Here is a 17,618-nt window from a genome sequence, read left to right as displayed (position 1 = left end):
TCGTCCTACTCTCTTAATTAGCCTATGCTTGGCCTAAAATCTCTACCTTGATAATACCCTTCATGGAGCGAATATCTAGCAATAAATCTTCTAATGAACCTTGTAAATCCTTGGTTTCAAAAGAAATACTACTATTCGCAATGCCTTGTAATGGAATATCTTGATTAATCGTTAAAATACTACCGTTACGTTCAGCAATGGCTTTCAAAACGCTTGATAACATACCAGATTCATTTGACATAGAAACATAAATACTAACAATTTTCCCTTGAGCAATTTCAAAAAATGGAAAAACATAATCCTTGTATTTATAATACGCAGATCGACTTAAATCCATTTTTTCAACTGCTTCGTTAATTGTTTTAACCTCACCTAGTTTTAGAATTTCTTTTACTTTTATCGTCTTTTTTATAGCCTCTGGTAAAATATCTTCTTGAACCAGATAAAATTTATCTTTTTTTGGTTTAGACATAGAGCACACTCCCTTATTGTTCTCTTGAAGTTTCTTGGGCAACGAATTGTCGTCCATATAATGTTAATACTGCATACATACCGATGAAGAATGGCATATATTCAGCCACAACACGCCATCCTACAGCGATGATGCCCACTGTTCCATTAGGTACAAAGGCACTAAATAATACTACAAATAGACCTTCTGCAATGCCTGTTCCCCCTGGGGTTGGTGCAAAATACAAAATAAGATTTAATAAAATCATGCGATCTAAAATATCGATAATAGGAATATCTGGTGTGAAAGCATACATTAAAGCGGGTGCAATACAATATAAGCATAATAAACTCAAACCAGATTCAATAAAAACTATTACAGATTGGACAGGTTGTTTATAAAGTAAACCAAGACCTTGATTTAATGTTTCTAATTTAGAAAGCCAATCTTTAGTGTTATGTGCTTTAAATCGTTGTGCTAGATTATAGACAAATTGACGCATATATTTAGTCTGTAATATATAAGTTCCCACTAAGGTCGCTATAACAGCAAGCACGGCAAAAATCAAAAGCATATCACGAGAGATATATGGAATTTCAATAGCATCTCGTAAGAATACTAATGGCAGCATAATGACCAAAAACATAATGGAAAATACGGTACGTATTAATACAATCGGTGTACCTTTAGATATAGGTACGCCATAACTTCTCAACACCAGTACTTGCGCGACAGCACCCCCGCTAGCTCCAGGTGTCAACATAGCCATAAAATAATTACTAAAAATAACTCGTAGCACTGCTCGTATCGATAACTTGTAACCACCAATTTTTACGAGCCTTTGAAGTCGTAATCCATCAAAATACATACCTGCTGCTAAAGCAACTACAGCTAATAATAAGGAAATACTATTAAAAGATGATATGGCTTTCAATGCATCTAAATCAATAGTATAGTAAATGATACCAATTGATACAGCCAACAACAAGAGAAACATAAAGATGCCTCTCTTCATCATTTTACTCATACCAAGTCTCCATAATTAATGAGCTCTATATCATGTTGACTTATATATAATCGCGTATGACTGGAACAGAGTGCTTGCAACTCATCTTCCCAATGATAACCCCAATTATAAAGCTTACTAAGAATACTACTATTACTACCTGGGTGAACCATCAATTCATGGGTACCAGAATGTTTATTTACCGCTTTTAGGATACCCATTAGAGATTTCTGGTTTATATGGCCTCCATTTACCATGCCCCAAAAATATTGGGTTGTAGTCATACAATTATTTCGTATGATTGGTCGCGCATTAGCCGCAACCGTTGATAAACCAACTTTACCAAGAAAGCGAATTGGGGAATACATATAATTCATAAAACCAGTAGACTCATCGGGTATACGTATAGCATGTATACCAAAAGATTTTGCCTGTTCAATCACAATTGGTAATACCGTTGGAAGCACATGCATATGTTGATGTCCATCAATATGAGTTACCCTTAAGCCGGTATCCATTATTTGAACTATTTGTGCATGAATCTCTTTACGTAATTCACTATAATTGATTTTGCCAGAGTAAATACGTTTAATAAATTCTACATAGTTCTCTGGAAATACACCTTCTGGTGTGAGAAGTGATGAAACTTCTGATGGATCACATACTGGTTTCACCCCACCCACCAAGGTAATATGAATACCAATGCCCAACTTAGGGTTCTGTTTTGCCATACTTACGGCTTCTGTAAAAGCTTCTCCTCCTGCCATTAAAGAGGTACTGGTAATAATACCCCTACGATGACCATCAATAATACCAGCATTAACTGCACTATGAAGGCCAAAATCGTCTGCATTTACAATTAATTTGGACATAGTTATCTTCCTTTTCATGAAAAAAAGGGAGAACTTTGTTCTCCCACAAAGGATATATGTTATTGTACCAAATACACAACTAAAAAATCAATACAAAAGCCCTCTACTTGTATACTAGTAGAGGACTTTTTATAAGGTCATAAATTTTTATCATATATACTAAGGCATCAATTGTTCTTGTACTTTATACATACATAATGCAGCAGCTACGCTTACATTTAAGGATTCCATATCACCATACATAGGAATCATAATACGATTTGTACATAGATTCATAACCTCTGGTGTTACGCCATTCCCTTCGTTTCCTAATACTAGCATAGTTCGCTTAGCATAACGTACAGTATGATAAGGATTGGAATGTTCTAAAGCAGTTACATAGGTAGTCATATTAGACTCAGTTACCATATCATGTAACAGAGATAAGGTAATATCCTCATATAAAGGTATTTTATGTAAGGCGCTCATAGTACTGCGCACTGTCTTGTCATTAAAAGGATCCACAGTTCCTTTCATCAAAAATATACCTTTTACACCTGCTGCAACTGCTGTACGAATTATGGTACCTAGATTGCCAGGATCTTGAACTCCATCTAATGTAATATATAAACCATCATCAATGTGAATGCTTGCCATATCGTATTTTGGTTTTGATACAATAGCAACTACACCTTGTCCATTTACGGTATTATCCACCTTATCAAATATTGGATCTTGTGCAATAAATTTAGGTACAAATTGAACAGTATCTAAGTCTAATAAATCTAATACATGTTTATCTTGCGCTTTAGATTCACGTATAACAATTGTTTTTACTGCCCCCATAGCTGCAATATCTCGAATAGATCGAATACCTTCAACAATGTACTCTCCATATTTTTGGCGATTTTTACGCTGCCCTAAAGAGATAATTCGCTTAATGGTCTTATTATCTTTAGATTGGATATATTCCATACTAACTCCCACTGTGTTGATTATTCCAGAGATTATAAAAGGCCCCTTTTAAGTTGATAAGTTCATCAAAAGATCCTATTTCTATTATTTTACCATATTTCATATACACTATTTTATTGGCATCTTTAACTGTTGAAAGGCGATGAGCAATACTTACGATTGTTTTACTACCTCGAATATTTTCAATACTTGCTTGAATTTGCTTCTCCGTATGACTATCAATGTTAGCCGTTGCTTCATCTAACAATAGAATAGGTGTTTTTTTAATCAAGGTACGGCCAAAAGCCAATAATTGCTTTTGCCCATCAGATAATAAGGAGCCTAAATAACCAACCGGTGTGTCATACCCTTCCAGAAGGTGTTCAATCATAGAATCCAAATTAACTTGTTTTGCTGCATTGACCATATCCTCATTAGAAATTGATGTATCAAAAAGTGTTAAATTATCTCTAATGGAACCCTTAAATAGATAAGCTTGCTGAAAAACATATCCCATTAAATGACGAAGCACAGAACTATCATATTGGGCAATATTTATACCGTTAATATAGATAGCCCCTCTTGTTGGTTTATAGATTCCCATCAACAATGATAAAAGTGTTGATTTACCACTACCAGAAGGACCTACAATACCGATGAATTCTCCAGCTTTAATAGTGAATGTAAAGTCCTCTAGCGCATAAACGTCGTTATTTTCATAGGAAAACCATACATGCTCGAATTCAATAGTCTCTATATGTTTAAATTCATCAGGAACTTCATTAGCCATCTGACGCTCTTCTTCCTCTAATAAGGGAACTAATCTTTCAGCACCAGCTAATGCGCTTTGTAGGGAGTTATATTTATCTGCAATTTCCTTTAATGGTTGGAAGAATCGGTCCATATATTGTATAAAGGCAAATACTGTACCAGCATCAGCTACGGAGTCTATTAAATTCGTAGTTGTAAAAATAACAATTAACGCAACAAAGAATAGACCATCTACGAGCGGTCTAAAAATAGAAAATGTGGTAACCTCAAAAAGACCTGCTTCTAAGAAACCTTTATTAACAGTATTATAACGTTCCTCAATTGCTCTTTCGCCACCATAGGATTTTACGATTACAATATAATTTAACAGTTCCTTGATGCTTGCATTAGAAGCAGCTACAGAACGTCTTACCTGACGGAATGCTTTGCGAGAAAACTTTTGAAACACCCAAATAATTCCACCCATTATAGGTAGTAAAATTGTCATGATTATTGCTAAAGGTACATTAATGGCATACATAAATCCTAATATACCAATAATCATTAAACCGCTACTTGCCAAATTCAGAATTACATCTGTATATAATGTACGTAATGACTCTACATCATTAGTAATGCGAGTTACCCAATTCCCAATTGGCAACTTATAAAATTCATCATGTGGTTTATTAAGAATCTTTTGGAATATAATACTACGAATATTATAGATAATTTTTTGACCAAAACTTTTTAAAAAGTAATTCTCTACAAAGATAAACAATACACTACCAATTATAGTAAAGCCATACATTAAAGCATAGTATTCAATAACAGCGATATCATTAGTGGCAAATCCAAGATCGATAACTTGCTTAGTTAAATATGGGCGTAAAAGTAATAGTACTAAATTTCCTGCGAGCGCAACAGTTGCTAAAAATAGAATACCTAAATAAGGCTTAATGTAGCCAGTTATATAGGAGAATAGAGCCCAGTCATTTCTTAGATCACGCTTCTTCATGATGGCCCCCTCCATTCTGCGCTTCATATAAGGTGCGGTATAAACCATCGTTAGCTAATAATTCCTCATGAGTACCTTCTTCTACAATACGCCCCTCATCAAATACTAGTATTTTATCTGCTTTCTCTACAACCTCTAATCGTTGTGAAATACATAGAATCGTCTGATTTTTTACATTATGTAATGAATTTAATATGGTTGTAACTGTTACTGCATCTAAAGCGGAAAAACAATCATCTAGCAATACATATGGCGCATTTTTATAAAAGCCGCGAGCCATATTGATTCGCTGCTTCTGCCCACCCGATAAATCATGACCTTCTTCAGCAAGCTCATGTAAATCATCGTTTAACAAATCGCCTAAATCTCTATATAAATCTGCCTTTTGTGCTGCCACTTCTACAGTTTCGTGCATAGGTAAATTTTTGCCAAATTTAATATTATCTGCAATGGTCGTACTTAAAAGGTAAGATTGTGTTGGCACATAAGCAATTGAGTTTCTAAGCTTTGATAAAGAAACAGTAGCTAAATCTTGACTGCCAAAATAAATAGATTTTTCCGGACACTCTTGTAATCCAATAAGCAATTTAAACAATGTACTTTTGCCAGAACCGGGTTTACCAACTAAACCAATAAAAGAACCTTTTGGTATTGTCGTTGTCAACTGAGATAATGCATGCCCTTTAGAGTTTTCATAAGTAAAATCTAAGTATCGAATATGAATATCCTCAAGCGGCAATACTTCATCGGTATCATCTATTGTTTCTGTAGGCAAATGTAAGAAATCCATAATACGATCTAAAGAAGCAAGACCTTTTTGTACAATCGAGATAAGGCCACCAAACCCTATTAAAGGTCCCACAATTAACATTATGAATGAATTAATAGTAACAAATTCGCCTATAGTCATTTTGCCTTCTACAGCTAAATGTCCACAAATAAAAATACTAATACTGATACAAATAAAGGGTGCAATTCTTGTCAAAGGTGTTAATATTGCATCTAGTAGTGCAACATCCATATTCTTCTTATAATTAAGTTTATTTATTTTTTCAAAAGAATTAGAGATTATGCTTTCACGATTAAAAGCTCGAATAACATCCATCCCTTGAAATAACTCTTGTCCAAACTCTGTTAAATCGCTATAAGTAGCTTGTGCACTACGTTGTTTAATACGTAGCTTTCTGCCTAGTACAAATATAGCCACAATAATTAAGAATACAGGTGTCATAATTTTAAAAGCTAATACAGTATTAATCTTTTGAATTAAAATTATGGAGCCCACAATGGAATAGAAAATAATATCCACTATAATCATTACACCTAGACCAAGGGCAACACGTAGCGATGTTACATCGTTAGTCATGAGCGCCATAACCTTACCAGGTCCATTAGCCTCATAGTACGTTGTTTTTACTTGTAATGCTTTACTACACAAAATCTCACGAAAAAGATACTCCATGCGACGAATAGATCCTAATAGAGTTCTACGTGAGATAACTTTTAAAATAGTGATAATAATAAACAATAAAATGAAATAAAAAATATAAGTGACTAACCCTTCCTTATTATTGCTCAATGTATCTATAGCATTACCAATAAATTGAGGGACAAATAAAAAAGCCACATCAATTGCCATCAACATAGTTAAGCCAATGGCATAGATCCAGCCTTCACGCCGGAAAAACTGCATAAATAAATCTATTGGTTTCATAGGTCCTCTCTAACATATCCTATTAAGTCTAATCAAAATCATTGCCTATATAATTACTAGTATCATTATATTGTAAATGAATTTAAATCAATACTGTAAAAGCTAAATCAACAAATTTTATTACGTTAACTTTTCTCTTTATAGTATACACATTTTTTATGATACATTAATACACCTATACGTATAACAGTTAGATTAAATATTTTATTACAGTAGTAGTTCTATTTCATCAATATTAATATTAGTTAAATGGCCTCTTTAAATTTTTACAGTAATCAATCGTAACGATCTTTTTAATTAATACTATATCGAATTTTTTAGTTTACTTATGGTAATGTAAATGTTATACTATGCATATAAAGAAATTATATTTTACATAATTAGAATTAAAACTCTTAGGAGGAATACAACATGGAAAAACGTACTGGCGTAGTAACATTTGCAGGTGGCCCTATCACATTAGTTGGCCCAGAAATTAAAGTAGGTCAACAAGCTCCAGACTTCACTGTATTGAGCAATGACTTGCAAGCTAAAACTTTAAAAGACTTCGAAGGTAAAGTAAAAGTTATCTCCGTTGTTCCTTCCCTTGATACAGGTGTTTGTGATGCTCAAACTCGTTGGTTCAACCAAGATGCAACAGCACTTTCCGAAGATGTAGTCGTATTGACAATTTCTATGGACTTACCATTCGCTCAAAAACGTTGGTGTGGTGCTGCAGGCGTAGATAAAGTTATTACTTTGTCTGACCACAAAGATGCTTCCTTCGGTGAAAACTATGGTTTCTTGATTGAAGAGCTTCGTCTTTTAACTCGTGGCGTTGTAGTAATCAACAAAGATAACAAAGTAACTTATGTTGAATATGTACCTGAAGTAACTCAAGCAGTTAACTTCGATGCTGCATTAGAAGCCATTAAAGCTGATATCTAATCTTAAGATTTTTGCTAATAGCTTAATATAAAGGTAAAAAGACCGTACAGTGTACGGTCTTTTTATATGTCCTATAGTAATTTATTATATTAATTGGAGTATGTATGTGGATTCGTATTTCTCAGCTTATATTAACCATTAAAAATATTGCACTTATTGGTGTTGGCATTGGTTTATGCATTGCTTTAATCAATAGTCTAGTAAATTTTGGTTTTATTGCATGGGCCAATATTCAAGGCTATAGTACTTATTCTTTATTGATTGAAGAGATAATTACCTTCTTTCTTTACTTTGAATTTATTGCACTCATAATTAAGTACTTTAAGAATAATTTCCATTTTCCTCTTGATTTCTTCTTATATATTGGTATTACCGCCATTGTTCGTTTACTAATTATCGATCATGAATCAGCTTTAAATATGTTATTATGGTCTATTTCCATTTTAGTTCTAGTTTGTTGTTTAGTACTAGTAGAAAAATTTCTTAATAACAAATCCTAATAGCATAAAAGAGACTCTACATATTAGTAGAGTCTCTTTTATTTTAAAACTTTTACGTTTTAACACTATCAACTAGCATCTTAGAAGATATTTTTAGCGTAGTTAGCGTACTTAGCTTCTAATTCTTCCATTTTATCATTCATTTCGATTTGTAATTGGGATGCTAAATCATATTCCCCATCATTAAGTGCATCAATTAAACGAGTGAATAAGGATTTACGATCATCACTATCTTTCGCAAGGTAGAAACGTAAGTCATTAACTTCTGCAAAGCGTTTATCATCTACACTATTTCGGCTGTCAGTATGAATTGCAACCATGCTACGAACTGTATCCAAATTGTTTGGGATTAAGCGGTTAGCCAATACTAGTTTCCAGCGTTTAAGAATGGACGCAATAAAAGAGTCCATTAAATCTTTAGCAAATGCATTGCCTTGAGCCAATGTTTCTACTAATTCAGGATTATTTTGGTAACCCTTTATATTTTCCCATACAGTAGCTGGAGCAACACCAAACATTTGATTACGTTCTTCTTGTGTGAAATCATCAAACACATCTTTTTCAGTACGGTATGCACGATTTGTAGCAAGATAATCAGATGTTTCACCTACTTCTTTGGAAAGCTCTGCTTCCAATTGAGCTTGTGTTTTACCAGATGTAATGGCATATTTCATACCATCAAATGCAGAGATAAAGATCAATGCTAAAGCAGTATATGTATTAGTGTAAGGATTTGGAGAACGCAATTCATAACGTGTCGCCATAGGATTATCGATATCTCGAATTAAACCGCAAAGGATTGTACGGTTACGGCTAGGTTCAGATGGATCAGTACCTAAAGATGTAACAATACATACTGGCGCTTCAAACCCAGGTTTTAAACGGTTTAAAGAATCTGTTGTAGAGCTGATGAATGGATTAATGGCTTCATAGTGTTTTAAAAGTCCCATAATTGCACCAATGCCTAAAGAGCTAGCAGATTCTTTACGCATATCTTCTGGGCTAAATAAGTTAACAACTTTACCAGATTTTAATTTAGCCATAACACCAAAATGAGTATGTTCACCAGAACCAGCTACACCAATTATTGGTTTTGCATTAAATGTTACATCAAGACCATTTTCACGGAATACTTCACGAACAATGATACGAGCTTGTAATTCATTATCTGCTGTTTGTAATGGATTATTTGAGAATTTCCAGTCGATTTCTAATTGTTCTAATACAACTGCTTCATGACCATCTTCATCAAGTTTAGCTTTAACGCCACCTACTTCTTTATGACCCATTTCAGCAACCATACCATATCTATCAAGACGTTCAACAGCTTGTTCTAATGCAGTGCGAACTGTACCATGAGTACGTTGCCAGTATTGTTCTTGTAATTTTTGGGATACGGATAATTCTTTTTTGGTAACTGTTCTAGATGGAGTTTTTACCCAGAATTCTAGTTCTGTTGCAGATGTGAAAATGATATCTACAACTTCATCAGCTTTCACATGCGGCATACCAGGTAAACCATGTTCTTTAATCAAAGCCAATAATTCAGCACGTACATAGTCGCAGCTGCGTTTTAAAATAGAACGAGAATCTACATAGCGATAGTTATGCATCAAGAATGCAGGAATACGAAGTGTACCAGTTGGTAATCCTGTAACAGGATCAATATTTTCGTAGTTGTAATCAACAAACCAGTTTACACTTGGATCGCCCCACATATCTACACGAGCATTATTTAATGTAGCAATATTTGTAAGTACTACAGAGGAACCATCTGTTTGAACAGCACGACCTTCAAAGAAAGATTCGTAGTCATCGAAGAATGCTGACATAGGAATCTTTTCATCAGTATCATTACCTGCTAAGTCAATCCCTACAAGAGATACGAACTTGATTTCAGGATGTTGTTCTAATAATGCAAGAACGCCTTCTTTCCCATATTGACCCGCCGGAATGTAATATAATAATTCGTTAGTTGTCGACATATTTGTTCCTCCTAAAAGAAAAAGACTCCAACAAATAAATATATAAATCTATATATCTAAAGTGGAGTCTTCGTTGACCAATTATTTTATTGAGTTCATATTATCATATGTTGAAAATATATGTCAATAACTTTCTATAGAATTTCATTATTCTTTTAAAGTTACATCTAACACATCCAATACTATCAACTTTAATCAATAACTGTATATAGAATGGTCGTTGATATCACTATATATTATCCAAGTAATTCTTTAACAATATTATTGACAACCTTACCATCTGCACGCCCTTTTGTTTTTGGCATTACATGTTTCATAACATTGCCCATATTTACGTTATCACCACATGCAGCAATGGCTTCTTGTACAATTGTACGAATTTCATCTTCTTTCAATTGCTCTGGTAAATATTTTTGTAATACAGCCATTTCTTCTTTTACATGACTAATTAAGTCCTCACGGCCTGCTTTTTCAAATTCTGTTAAGGAATCTTGACGAGTTTTCATTTCCTTAGCTAAAATGCCAAGAATGCCAGCATCATCTAACTCAATTTTGTCATTGATTTCTGTATTTTTTATGGCACTATTGACCATACGAATTACAGATAACGCTGTTTTACCTTCTTCACGAGCTTTCATAGCTGCTTTCATATCTTCCTTTAATTGATCTTTTAAACTCATATTTCCTCCTTATGTATATAATAAAGAAACCCTAATTCTGGATTTCATAAAGCCATGAAAAGGCAGAATTAGGGTAATCATCTTATGCTCTGAATTTGCGTTTTCTTGCTGCTTCAGATTTTTTCTTTCTTTTTACGCTTGGTTTTTCATAGTGTTCGCGTTTTCTTACTTCAGACAAAACACCCGCTTTTTGGCAGGAGCGTTTAAATCGACGAAGAGCACTTTCAAGCGTTTCGTTTTTACCGACTTTGATTTCAGACATCTATATCCCTCCCTCCAAAAATAATCTCGGGAAGTGCTGATAATTTACATACGCACATATAATATTATATGTATAGGTATAGATGTTGTCAATATTTTCAAGTATATTTTATAGGTTTTTTAAAGAGTATTATAAAAAGAATACATAATACTCAAAATTAGGCTTCTGGCCAGCCCATTTCTTCTCCACCTAAAAGGTGTGCATGCATATGGAATACAGTTTGACCTGCTTTTTCACCAGTATTAAAAATTAAACGATATCCATCTTTAGAGATACCAAGCTCTTTTGCTACATCACGAACAAATGGCAGTAACCCTTCAACATAATCTGCATTCTTTTCATTAAGATGTGCAATATTAGATACGTGATTTTTAGGTACGATTAATACATGAACTTTTTTTACAGGTTGAATATCATGAAAAGCATAGAATTTATCATTTTCTAACACTTTTTTAGACGGAATTTCGCCATTGATAATTTTGCAGAAAATACATTCACTCATGTTATAACTCCTTATTCAATAATTAAATAATTATCTTCTAAACCTACTACAGTACCTCCGATAAGATCACCAACTTTATGTGTCCCATCTGATTTAACTTTACCATTTACATACTCATTTGTTAAGCCCATGTAGTATCCATTCTCTTCCTTTTCGATGAGAATCTCACCAGGCTTACCAATGCGAGATTTTGCATATTTTTCATAACCAGATTGGCTGAGACCATTTAAAAGTGCTACACGAGTCTTCTTAACAGCTTCTGGTACTTGATCCGCCATAGTGGCTGCAGGTGTACCCTCACGAATGGAGTATGGGAAAGCATGAATGTGCGTAAATCCAATTTCACGTACTGTATTCAATGTTTCTTCGAAGTCTTCATCAGTTTCTTGAGGGAAACCAGCAATAATATCAGTTGTAATTGATAAATCTTTAATACGAGAACGTAAACTTGTAATTAAATCTTTATATTCTTGTAATGTATAATGGCGTTTCATCAACTTTAATACATGATCAGAACCAGCTTGTAATGGTAAATGTAAATGAGGACAAACACGTTTATTCGTAGCCATTAATTCTACTAACTCATCAGAAACCTCTACGGATTCAATGGACCCGAAACGAATGCGGTATAAATTAGGAATCTCTAATAAAGCTTTTACCACATCAGCTAATGTTGGACGACCTGGTAATTCGACACCGTAATTACCCAAATGTATACCAGTTAATACGATTTCATGGAATCCATGATCTACTAAACGTTTTGCCTCTTGTACAATATCATCAACTTTACGAGATTTTAATTTTCCTCGAGTATAAGGAATGATACAAAAGGCGCAATAGTTATTACAACCTTCTTGAATTTTCATGAACGCACGAGCTTTGTCAGATTCATTACCATATAACGGCATTTCCTCGAAGTTAGATTCCTTCATGATATCCCGAACAGCATTAATTTGTCGTTCTGTAGATTCTAATTGCTCTACTAATTCAACAATTTTAGAGCGATTATTTGTACCAATAACGAGATTAACACCATCTATAGCGGCAATCGCATCTGGATCAAGCTGAGCATAACAACCAGTTACAATAACATAGGCATCTTCATTTTGACGCTTTGCCTTGCGGATTAATTGACGGGATTTCTTTTCCCCCATATTCGTTACAGAACAGGTATTAATTACATATATATCAGCTTTTTCATCGAAGTCTACCGCTTCGTAATTATTTTGTAAAAATAAACCTTTCATGGCATCTGTATCATATTGGTTTACGCGACACCCTAAGGTTGTAAAAGCAACGGTTTTCATTGCACCTCTCTATTCGTGTTTTATTTATAATTCTAATTCATATTGAATCATCGATAACGATCCAATAGCAGCAGTTTCAGCCCGTAAAATTGTATTTCCTAGCGATACTGATTTTCCACCATATTTTATAATAGCATTGATTTCCTTCTCTTGATAGCCCCCTTCAGGACCTATACAAATTAAAACATCAGTTACAGACTTATCGGAATGTAAAGTTTTAAGTACATCTTTGATAGTCTGCCCTGCTTCATTTTCATAGGCTACCAATTTCAACGCCTCAGATTCAATGTCTAATGCTTGTAAAAGCGTCTCTCCTACTACGAGTGTAGGCAAGTGATTTCGTCCACATTGTTGAGCTGCTTCTAGCATTATTTTTTCCCAACGATTTACTTTTGATTGAAGCTTTTTTTCATCATATTTAGCTACGCAGTTAGCTGTGGGCACAAGATAAATTGTATCCACATTTAACTCCGTCGCCTTTTGTAACACCCATTCTAGCTTTTCACCTTTTAATAATGATTGAACTAGAATAGTACGATACGATGCTAGATTTGCATCTACATATTCAATCAGTTTTGCTTGAGCTTTACCGTCTACTTCTTCTGTAATTTGATATGTACCACAACGATTGTCACTACCTGTTACAGTTATAGGCTTCTCAATATTATGGCGAAATACATGTAGTACATGATGGGTCACATCTTTCGGCAATTCTATTATTTCATCTAATGGTGTAGGAATAAAAATCTTTTTCATCGTTTTTCTAGCGCAAATGTATGCCAAGGTCCTGCAACGCGCTCCTCAATAATATGCCAATGAGCCTCAATATATGGCATGATTTCATCATAACGATCATCAATAATGCCACTAATAATCAAAATGCCCTTATCATCCAGTTTCTTACCAATTTGAGGTAATAGTATTTTAAGGGGATCTACTGTTAAATTAGCTAAAATTAATTGGGCAGTACTATTGAAATCACTATCCAAATTACCACAAATGATTTCAGCAGATACATGATTATTCTCACAGTTAATTCGAGCTTGATTTGCAGCATACTCTTCTATATCTATACCAACTAAATTTTTAATACCTAAATGGGCTGCTACTAATAAAAGAATACCTGTGCCAGTACCAATATCCAAACAAGTAGCTGTATCAAGATCCATAGATTCACTATAGGATTTTAATAACTCTGCACAAGTCCGTGTTGTCTCATGAGACCCGGTACCAAAGGAAATATCTGAATCGATTATAATAATAGTTTTATTATCTACATTATTGTATTCCTGCCATGCTGGTTTAATGACTAAGTTAGGTAAAATTTCTGTAGGTTCAATATACTGTTGCCAAGAGTTTAACCAAGTTGACTCATCAAGAATATGTGTATCTATCGATATAATTCCAATATTTGCTTCTGTAAGACGTTTTTTCAAATCAGACTTAATCATATCGTCATCTAGTGATGGATCACTGTACATAGACAATTTTATTAAATTAGGCTGATCTTCAACATCTTCTTCTATAATTCCATTGTCTGCATAATTGTCAAAAAGAGTAGTCACCTCATCGGTGGCTACTCTTTCACAGACAACGGATATTTCTATCCATTGCATATATGCTCCTTTATAGGGAATGTGATGGAACAAACCATTCCTTCACATGAGCTGTTCATTTCGTTAAACAGTCCTTGATTTTTTCAAAGAGACTTTTGCTCACTTGTAAGTTATTTACATCTTCATTACTTTCATTTGCAAAGCGTAACAATAGCTCACGTTGAGTGTCTGTCAACTTCTTAGGCGTTTGGACGGTTACCACAATGTGTTGATCACCCCTTTGGTTAGGGTTACGCAAATATGGAATACCTTTGCCCTTTACGCGGAATGCCGTTCCCGTTTGAGTACCTTCCGGAATCTTTAACTCTACTTTACCATCTAAGGTGTTAACTTGTATAGTCGCACCAAGAGCAGCTTGAGCAAAGCTAATATTTACACGGCTAATAACGTCATTACCATTTCGTTCAAATTCCTTGTGAGGACGAACAAAGATATATACATAGAGATCCCCTTTAGGACCGCCTAAAATACCAGGTTCCCCTTCATTAGCTACACGTAAACGAGATCCGCTATCTACACCAGCTGGAATCTTAATGGAAATCTTCCGTTTAGCCAACATTTCACCAGTACCACGGCATTTAGAGCAAGGTTTTTCAATGCTTTTACCCGTACCATGACAGCGGGAACAAGTGCGAACGGACTGCATACGTCCAAATGGAGTATTTTGAATAACCGCTTCTTGACCAGAACCATGACAGTTTGGACAAGTATCGACACGAGAGCCTGGTTCACCACCAGTACCATGACAGTGATCACATTCTTCATGACGATGCACTTCAATTTCCATAGATTTACCAAAGGCTGCATCTTCAAAGGAAATATCGATATCTTCACGCAAGTCATTACCTTTTTGAGGGCCTTGTTGTTGGCGTCCACCACCAAACATGCCACCAAAAATGTCGCCAAAGATATCACCAAAGCCTCCAGCTTGACCACCAAAACCGCCAAAGCCACCTTGGAAACCACCGGCACCAGCGCCGCCTCCTTGTTTGAAGGCGTCGTGGCCGAATTGGTCATATTGAGCTTTTTTAGTTTCATCAGACAATACTTCGTAAGCTTCGTTAGCTTCTTTAAACTTTGCTTCCGCTTCCTTTGGATTATCTTTATTTACATCTGGATGGTATTGGCGTGCCTTTTTACGGAAGGCTTTTTTGATTTCATCTTGAGAGGCATTTTTACTAACCCCTAGGATGTCATAATAATCTCGTGCCATTCGTTACCAACCCTTCTTATTTCTTGTCATCATCCACTACTGTGTAATCAGCATCAACTACATTGTCATCAGATTTTGTTTGTTGTTGACCTTGTTCAGCACCACCAGCTGCTTGTTGAGCTTGTTGAGCTGCTGCATACATTTGTTCTGCTAATTTATGTAATGGTTGTTCCAAAGCTTCACTATCTTTTTTGATGTCTTCGATATTGCCAGCTTCGATAGATTTTTTCAATTTATCTTTCGCTTCTTCTACTTCTTTCATCAAAGCAGCATCGCCTTTACCTTCAAGGTCTTTCAATGCTTTCTCAGCTTGATATACTAAGGAATCAGCATTGTTTTTAACATCTAATTCTTCTTTTCTAGCTTTATCTTCCGCTGCATGAGCTTCAGCTTCTTTAACCATGCGGTCAATTTCTTCTTCTTTCAAGCCGCTAGAAGAAGTAATGGTAATCTTTTGTTCCTTTTGAGTACCTAAATCTTTAGCTTTTACATGTACGATACCATTAGCATCGATGTCAAATGTTACTTCGATTTGAGGAACCCCACGAGGAGCAGCTGGGATACCATCCAAGTTGAAACGACCCAATGTTTTATTATCTGCTGCGAACTCACGTTCACCTTGCAATACATGGATATCTACAGATGGTTGGTTATCTGCGGCAGTGGAGAATACTTGAGATTTAGATGTAGGGATTGTAGTGTTACGATCGATAATACGTGTGAATACGCCACCCATTGTTTCGATACCAAGGGACAATGGCGTTACGTCAAGTAACAATACGTCTTTAACTTCACCTACTAATACGCCACCTTGAATAGCAGCACCAATAGCTACACATTCATCAGGGTTAACATTTTTAGTTGGTTCTTTACCCAATACTTTTTTGATTGCTTCTTGTACAGCTGGAATACGGCTAGAACCACCAACTAACAATACTTTATCGATATCGGATGCAGATAAGCCAGCATCACTCATAGCTTTACGAGTAGGTTCTATAGTAGCTTGTACCAAATCAGCAGTTAATTCTTCAAATTTAGCACGAGTCAATGTTACATCCAAATGTTTAGGACCAGTAGCATCAGCTGTGATAAATGGCAAGTTGATATTTGTGCTAGCTACGCCAGACAATTCAATTTTTGCTTTTTCAGCAGCTTCTTTTAAACGTTGATCAGCTAATTTATCATTAGACAAATCGATACCAGTTTCTTTTTTGAACTCTTCAATAAGGTAGTTCATAATGCGTTGGTCGAAGTCATCGCCACCAAGGTGGTTATTACCAGATGTTGCTAATACTTCAAATACACCATCACCAAGTTCAAGGATAGATACGTCGAATGTACCACCACCAAGGTCAAATACAAGAACTTTACCATCTTCATCTTTATCTACACCATATGCAAGAGCAGCTGCTGTAGGTTCGTTGATGATACGAAGTACTTCAAGACCTGCAATGGCACCAGCGTCTTTTGTAGCTTGACGTTGAGCATCTGTAAAGTATGCAGGAACTGTAATAACAGCTTGTTTTACAGGTTCGCCCAAGTAAGCTTCTGCATCAGCTTTGATTTTTTGAAGAATCATTGCAGAAATTTCTTGAGGAGTATAAGATTTACCTTCTACAGTTACTTTGTAGTCTGTACCCATGTGACGTTTAATAGAAATGATTGTGTTTTCTGGGTTGGATACAGCTTGACGTTTAGCCAATTGACCAACTAAACGTTCTCCATTTTTTGCAAACCCAACAACGGAAGGAGTTGTACGTGCACCTTCTTGATTTGTAATAACCGTAGGTTCGCCGCCTTCCATAACAGCAACACAAGAGTTTGTTGTCCCTAAATCAATACCAATTACCTTTGCCATAATATATACCTCCTAAAACTTTAT

At 35.1% G+C, this 17,618-nt stretch carries 17 protein-coding genes; 2 read left to right on the top strand and 15 right to left on the bottom strand.

Features of this window, described 5'->3' with window-relative positions:
- Positions 1 to 22: 22 nt before the first annotated feature.
- The 6 genes from B1A77_RS07680 to B1A77_RS07655 form a co-directional block, all read right to left on the bottom strand.
- Positions 23 to 472, bottom strand: coding sequence for an ACT domain-containing protein (locus B1A77_RS07680; protein WP_004695770.1), 450 nt, complete (start codon positions 470 to 472; stop codon positions 23 to 25).
- A gap of 13 nt (positions 473 to 485) precedes the next feature.
- Positions 486 to 1,478, bottom strand: a complete 993-nt coding sequence (locus B1A77_RS07675) for a lysylphosphatidylglycerol synthase transmembrane domain-containing protein (protein WP_077708399.1) — start codon at positions 1,476 to 1,478, stop codon at positions 486 to 488.
- Positions 1,475 to 2,329 (bottom strand): ChbG/HpnK family deacetylase, encoded by an 855-nt coding sequence (locus tag B1A77_RS07670; protein ID WP_077708398.1) that lies wholly within the window; start codon positions 2,327 to 2,329, stop codon positions 1,475 to 1,477. Before B1A77_RS07670 ends, B1A77_RS07675 begins: the two co-directional genes overlap by 4 nt.
- Positions 2,330 to 2,488: 159 nt before the next feature.
- Positions 2,489 to 3,283, bottom strand: coding sequence for a TrmH family RNA methyltransferase (locus B1A77_RS07665; RefSeq protein ID WP_077708397.1), 795 nt, complete (start codon positions 3,281 to 3,283; stop codon positions 2,489 to 2,491).
- A 1-nt stretch (position 3,284) separates the two neighbouring features.
- Positions 3,285 to 5,030, bottom strand: coding sequence for an ABC transporter ATP-binding protein (locus tag B1A77_RS07660; protein WP_077708396.1), 1,746 nt, complete (start codon positions 5,028 to 5,030; stop codon positions 3,285 to 3,287).
- Positions 5,017 to 6,744, bottom strand: coding sequence for an ABC transporter ATP-binding protein (locus tag B1A77_RS07655; protein WP_077708395.1), 1,728 nt, complete (start codon positions 6,742 to 6,744; stop codon positions 5,017 to 5,019). Before B1A77_RS07655 ends, B1A77_RS07660 begins: the two co-directional genes overlap by 14 nt.
- Positions 6,745 to 7,155: 411 nt before the next feature.
- Between B1A77_RS07655 and tpx the strand changes: the two genes are divergently transcribed.
- Both tpx and B1A77_RS07645 read left to right on the top strand, forming a co-directional pair.
- Positions 7,156 to 7,671, top strand: a complete 516-nt coding sequence (gene tpx / locus B1A77_RS07650; protein WP_008600893.1) for a thiol peroxidase — start codon at positions 7,156 to 7,158, stop codon at positions 7,669 to 7,671.
- Positions 7,672 to 7,775: 104 nt separating this feature from the next.
- On the top strand, positions 7,776 to 8,171 hold the full coding sequence (locus tag B1A77_RS07645; RefSeq protein ID WP_077708394.1) for a phosphate-starvation-inducible protein PsiE: 396 nt from the start codon (positions 7,776 to 7,778) through the stop codon (positions 8,169 to 8,171).
- Between the two features lie 80 nt (positions 8,172 to 8,251).
- On the opposite strand, the gene B1A77_RS07640 is transcribed toward B1A77_RS07645, so the two are convergent.
- The 9 genes from B1A77_RS07640 to dnaK form a co-directional block, all read right to left on the bottom strand.
- Positions 8,252 to 10,156 (bottom strand): type I glutamate--ammonia ligase, encoded by a 1,905-nt coding sequence (locus tag B1A77_RS07640; protein ID WP_004695754.1) that lies wholly within the window; start codon positions 10,154 to 10,156, stop codon positions 8,252 to 8,254.
- 236 nt (positions 10,157 to 10,392) lie between these two features.
- Complete coding sequence (locus B1A77_RS07635; RefSeq protein ID WP_004695753.1) at positions 10,393 to 10,836, bottom strand: GatB/YqeY domain-containing protein; 444 nt, start codon at positions 10,834 to 10,836, stop codon at positions 10,393 to 10,395.
- Positions 10,837 to 10,918: 82 nt separating this feature from the next.
- The gene (gene rpsU / locus B1A77_RS07630) at positions 10,919 to 11,098 is read right to left on the bottom strand and encodes a 30S ribosomal protein S21 (RefSeq protein ID WP_004695751.1); all 180 of its coding nucleotides are present in this window, start codon (positions 11,096 to 11,098) and stop codon (positions 10,919 to 10,921) included.
- Positions 11,099 to 11,255: 157 nt separating this feature from the next.
- Positions 11,256 to 11,600 (bottom strand): histidine triad nucleotide-binding protein, encoded by a 345-nt coding sequence (locus B1A77_RS07625; protein WP_077708393.1) that lies wholly within the window; start codon positions 11,598 to 11,600, stop codon positions 11,256 to 11,258.
- A gap of 11 nt (positions 11,601 to 11,611) precedes the next feature.
- Positions 11,612 to 12,907, bottom strand: coding sequence for a tRNA (N(6)-L-threonylcarbamoyladenosine(37)-C(2))-methylthiotransferase MtaB (mtaB, locus tag B1A77_RS07620; protein ID WP_021148131.1), 1,296 nt, complete (start codon positions 12,905 to 12,907; stop codon positions 11,612 to 11,614).
- Positions 12,908 to 12,931: 24 nt separating this feature from the next.
- Entirely contained in the window at positions 12,932 to 13,663 is a 732-nt protein-coding gene (locus B1A77_RS07615; RefSeq protein WP_021148130.1) for an RsmE family RNA methyltransferase, read from the bottom strand.
- A complete protein-coding gene (locus B1A77_RS07610; RefSeq protein WP_021148129.1) occupies positions 13,660 to 14,523 on the bottom strand; it encodes a 50S ribosomal protein L11 methyltransferase in 864 nt (287 codons plus the stop codon). The genes B1A77_RS07615 and B1A77_RS07610 overlap by 4 nt, the downstream gene beginning before the upstream one ends.
- A 55-nt stretch (positions 14,524 to 14,578) precedes the next feature.
- The gene (dnaJ, locus tag B1A77_RS07605) at positions 14,579 to 15,736 is read right to left on the bottom strand and encodes a molecular chaperone DnaJ (protein ID WP_004695739.1); all 1,158 of its coding nucleotides are present in this window, start codon (positions 15,734 to 15,736) and stop codon (positions 14,579 to 14,581) included.
- A 16-nt stretch (positions 15,737 to 15,752) separates the two neighbouring features.
- Positions 15,753 to 17,594 carry a molecular chaperone DnaK gene (gene dnaK / locus B1A77_RS07600; protein ID WP_004697142.1) on the bottom strand — a complete coding sequence of 614 codons (1,842 nt, stop codon included), beginning with the start codon at positions 17,592 to 17,594 and terminating at the stop codon, positions 15,753 to 15,755.
- Positions 17,595 to 17,618: the final 24 nt, after the last annotated feature.

This window comes from Veillonella parvula, assembly GCF_002005185.1.
In the GTDB taxonomy this organism is placed as follows: domain Bacteria; phylum Bacillota; class Negativicutes; order Veillonellales; family Veillonellaceae; genus Veillonella; species Veillonella parvula_M.
This window is presented reverse-complemented; position numbering and strand designations above follow the sequence as displayed.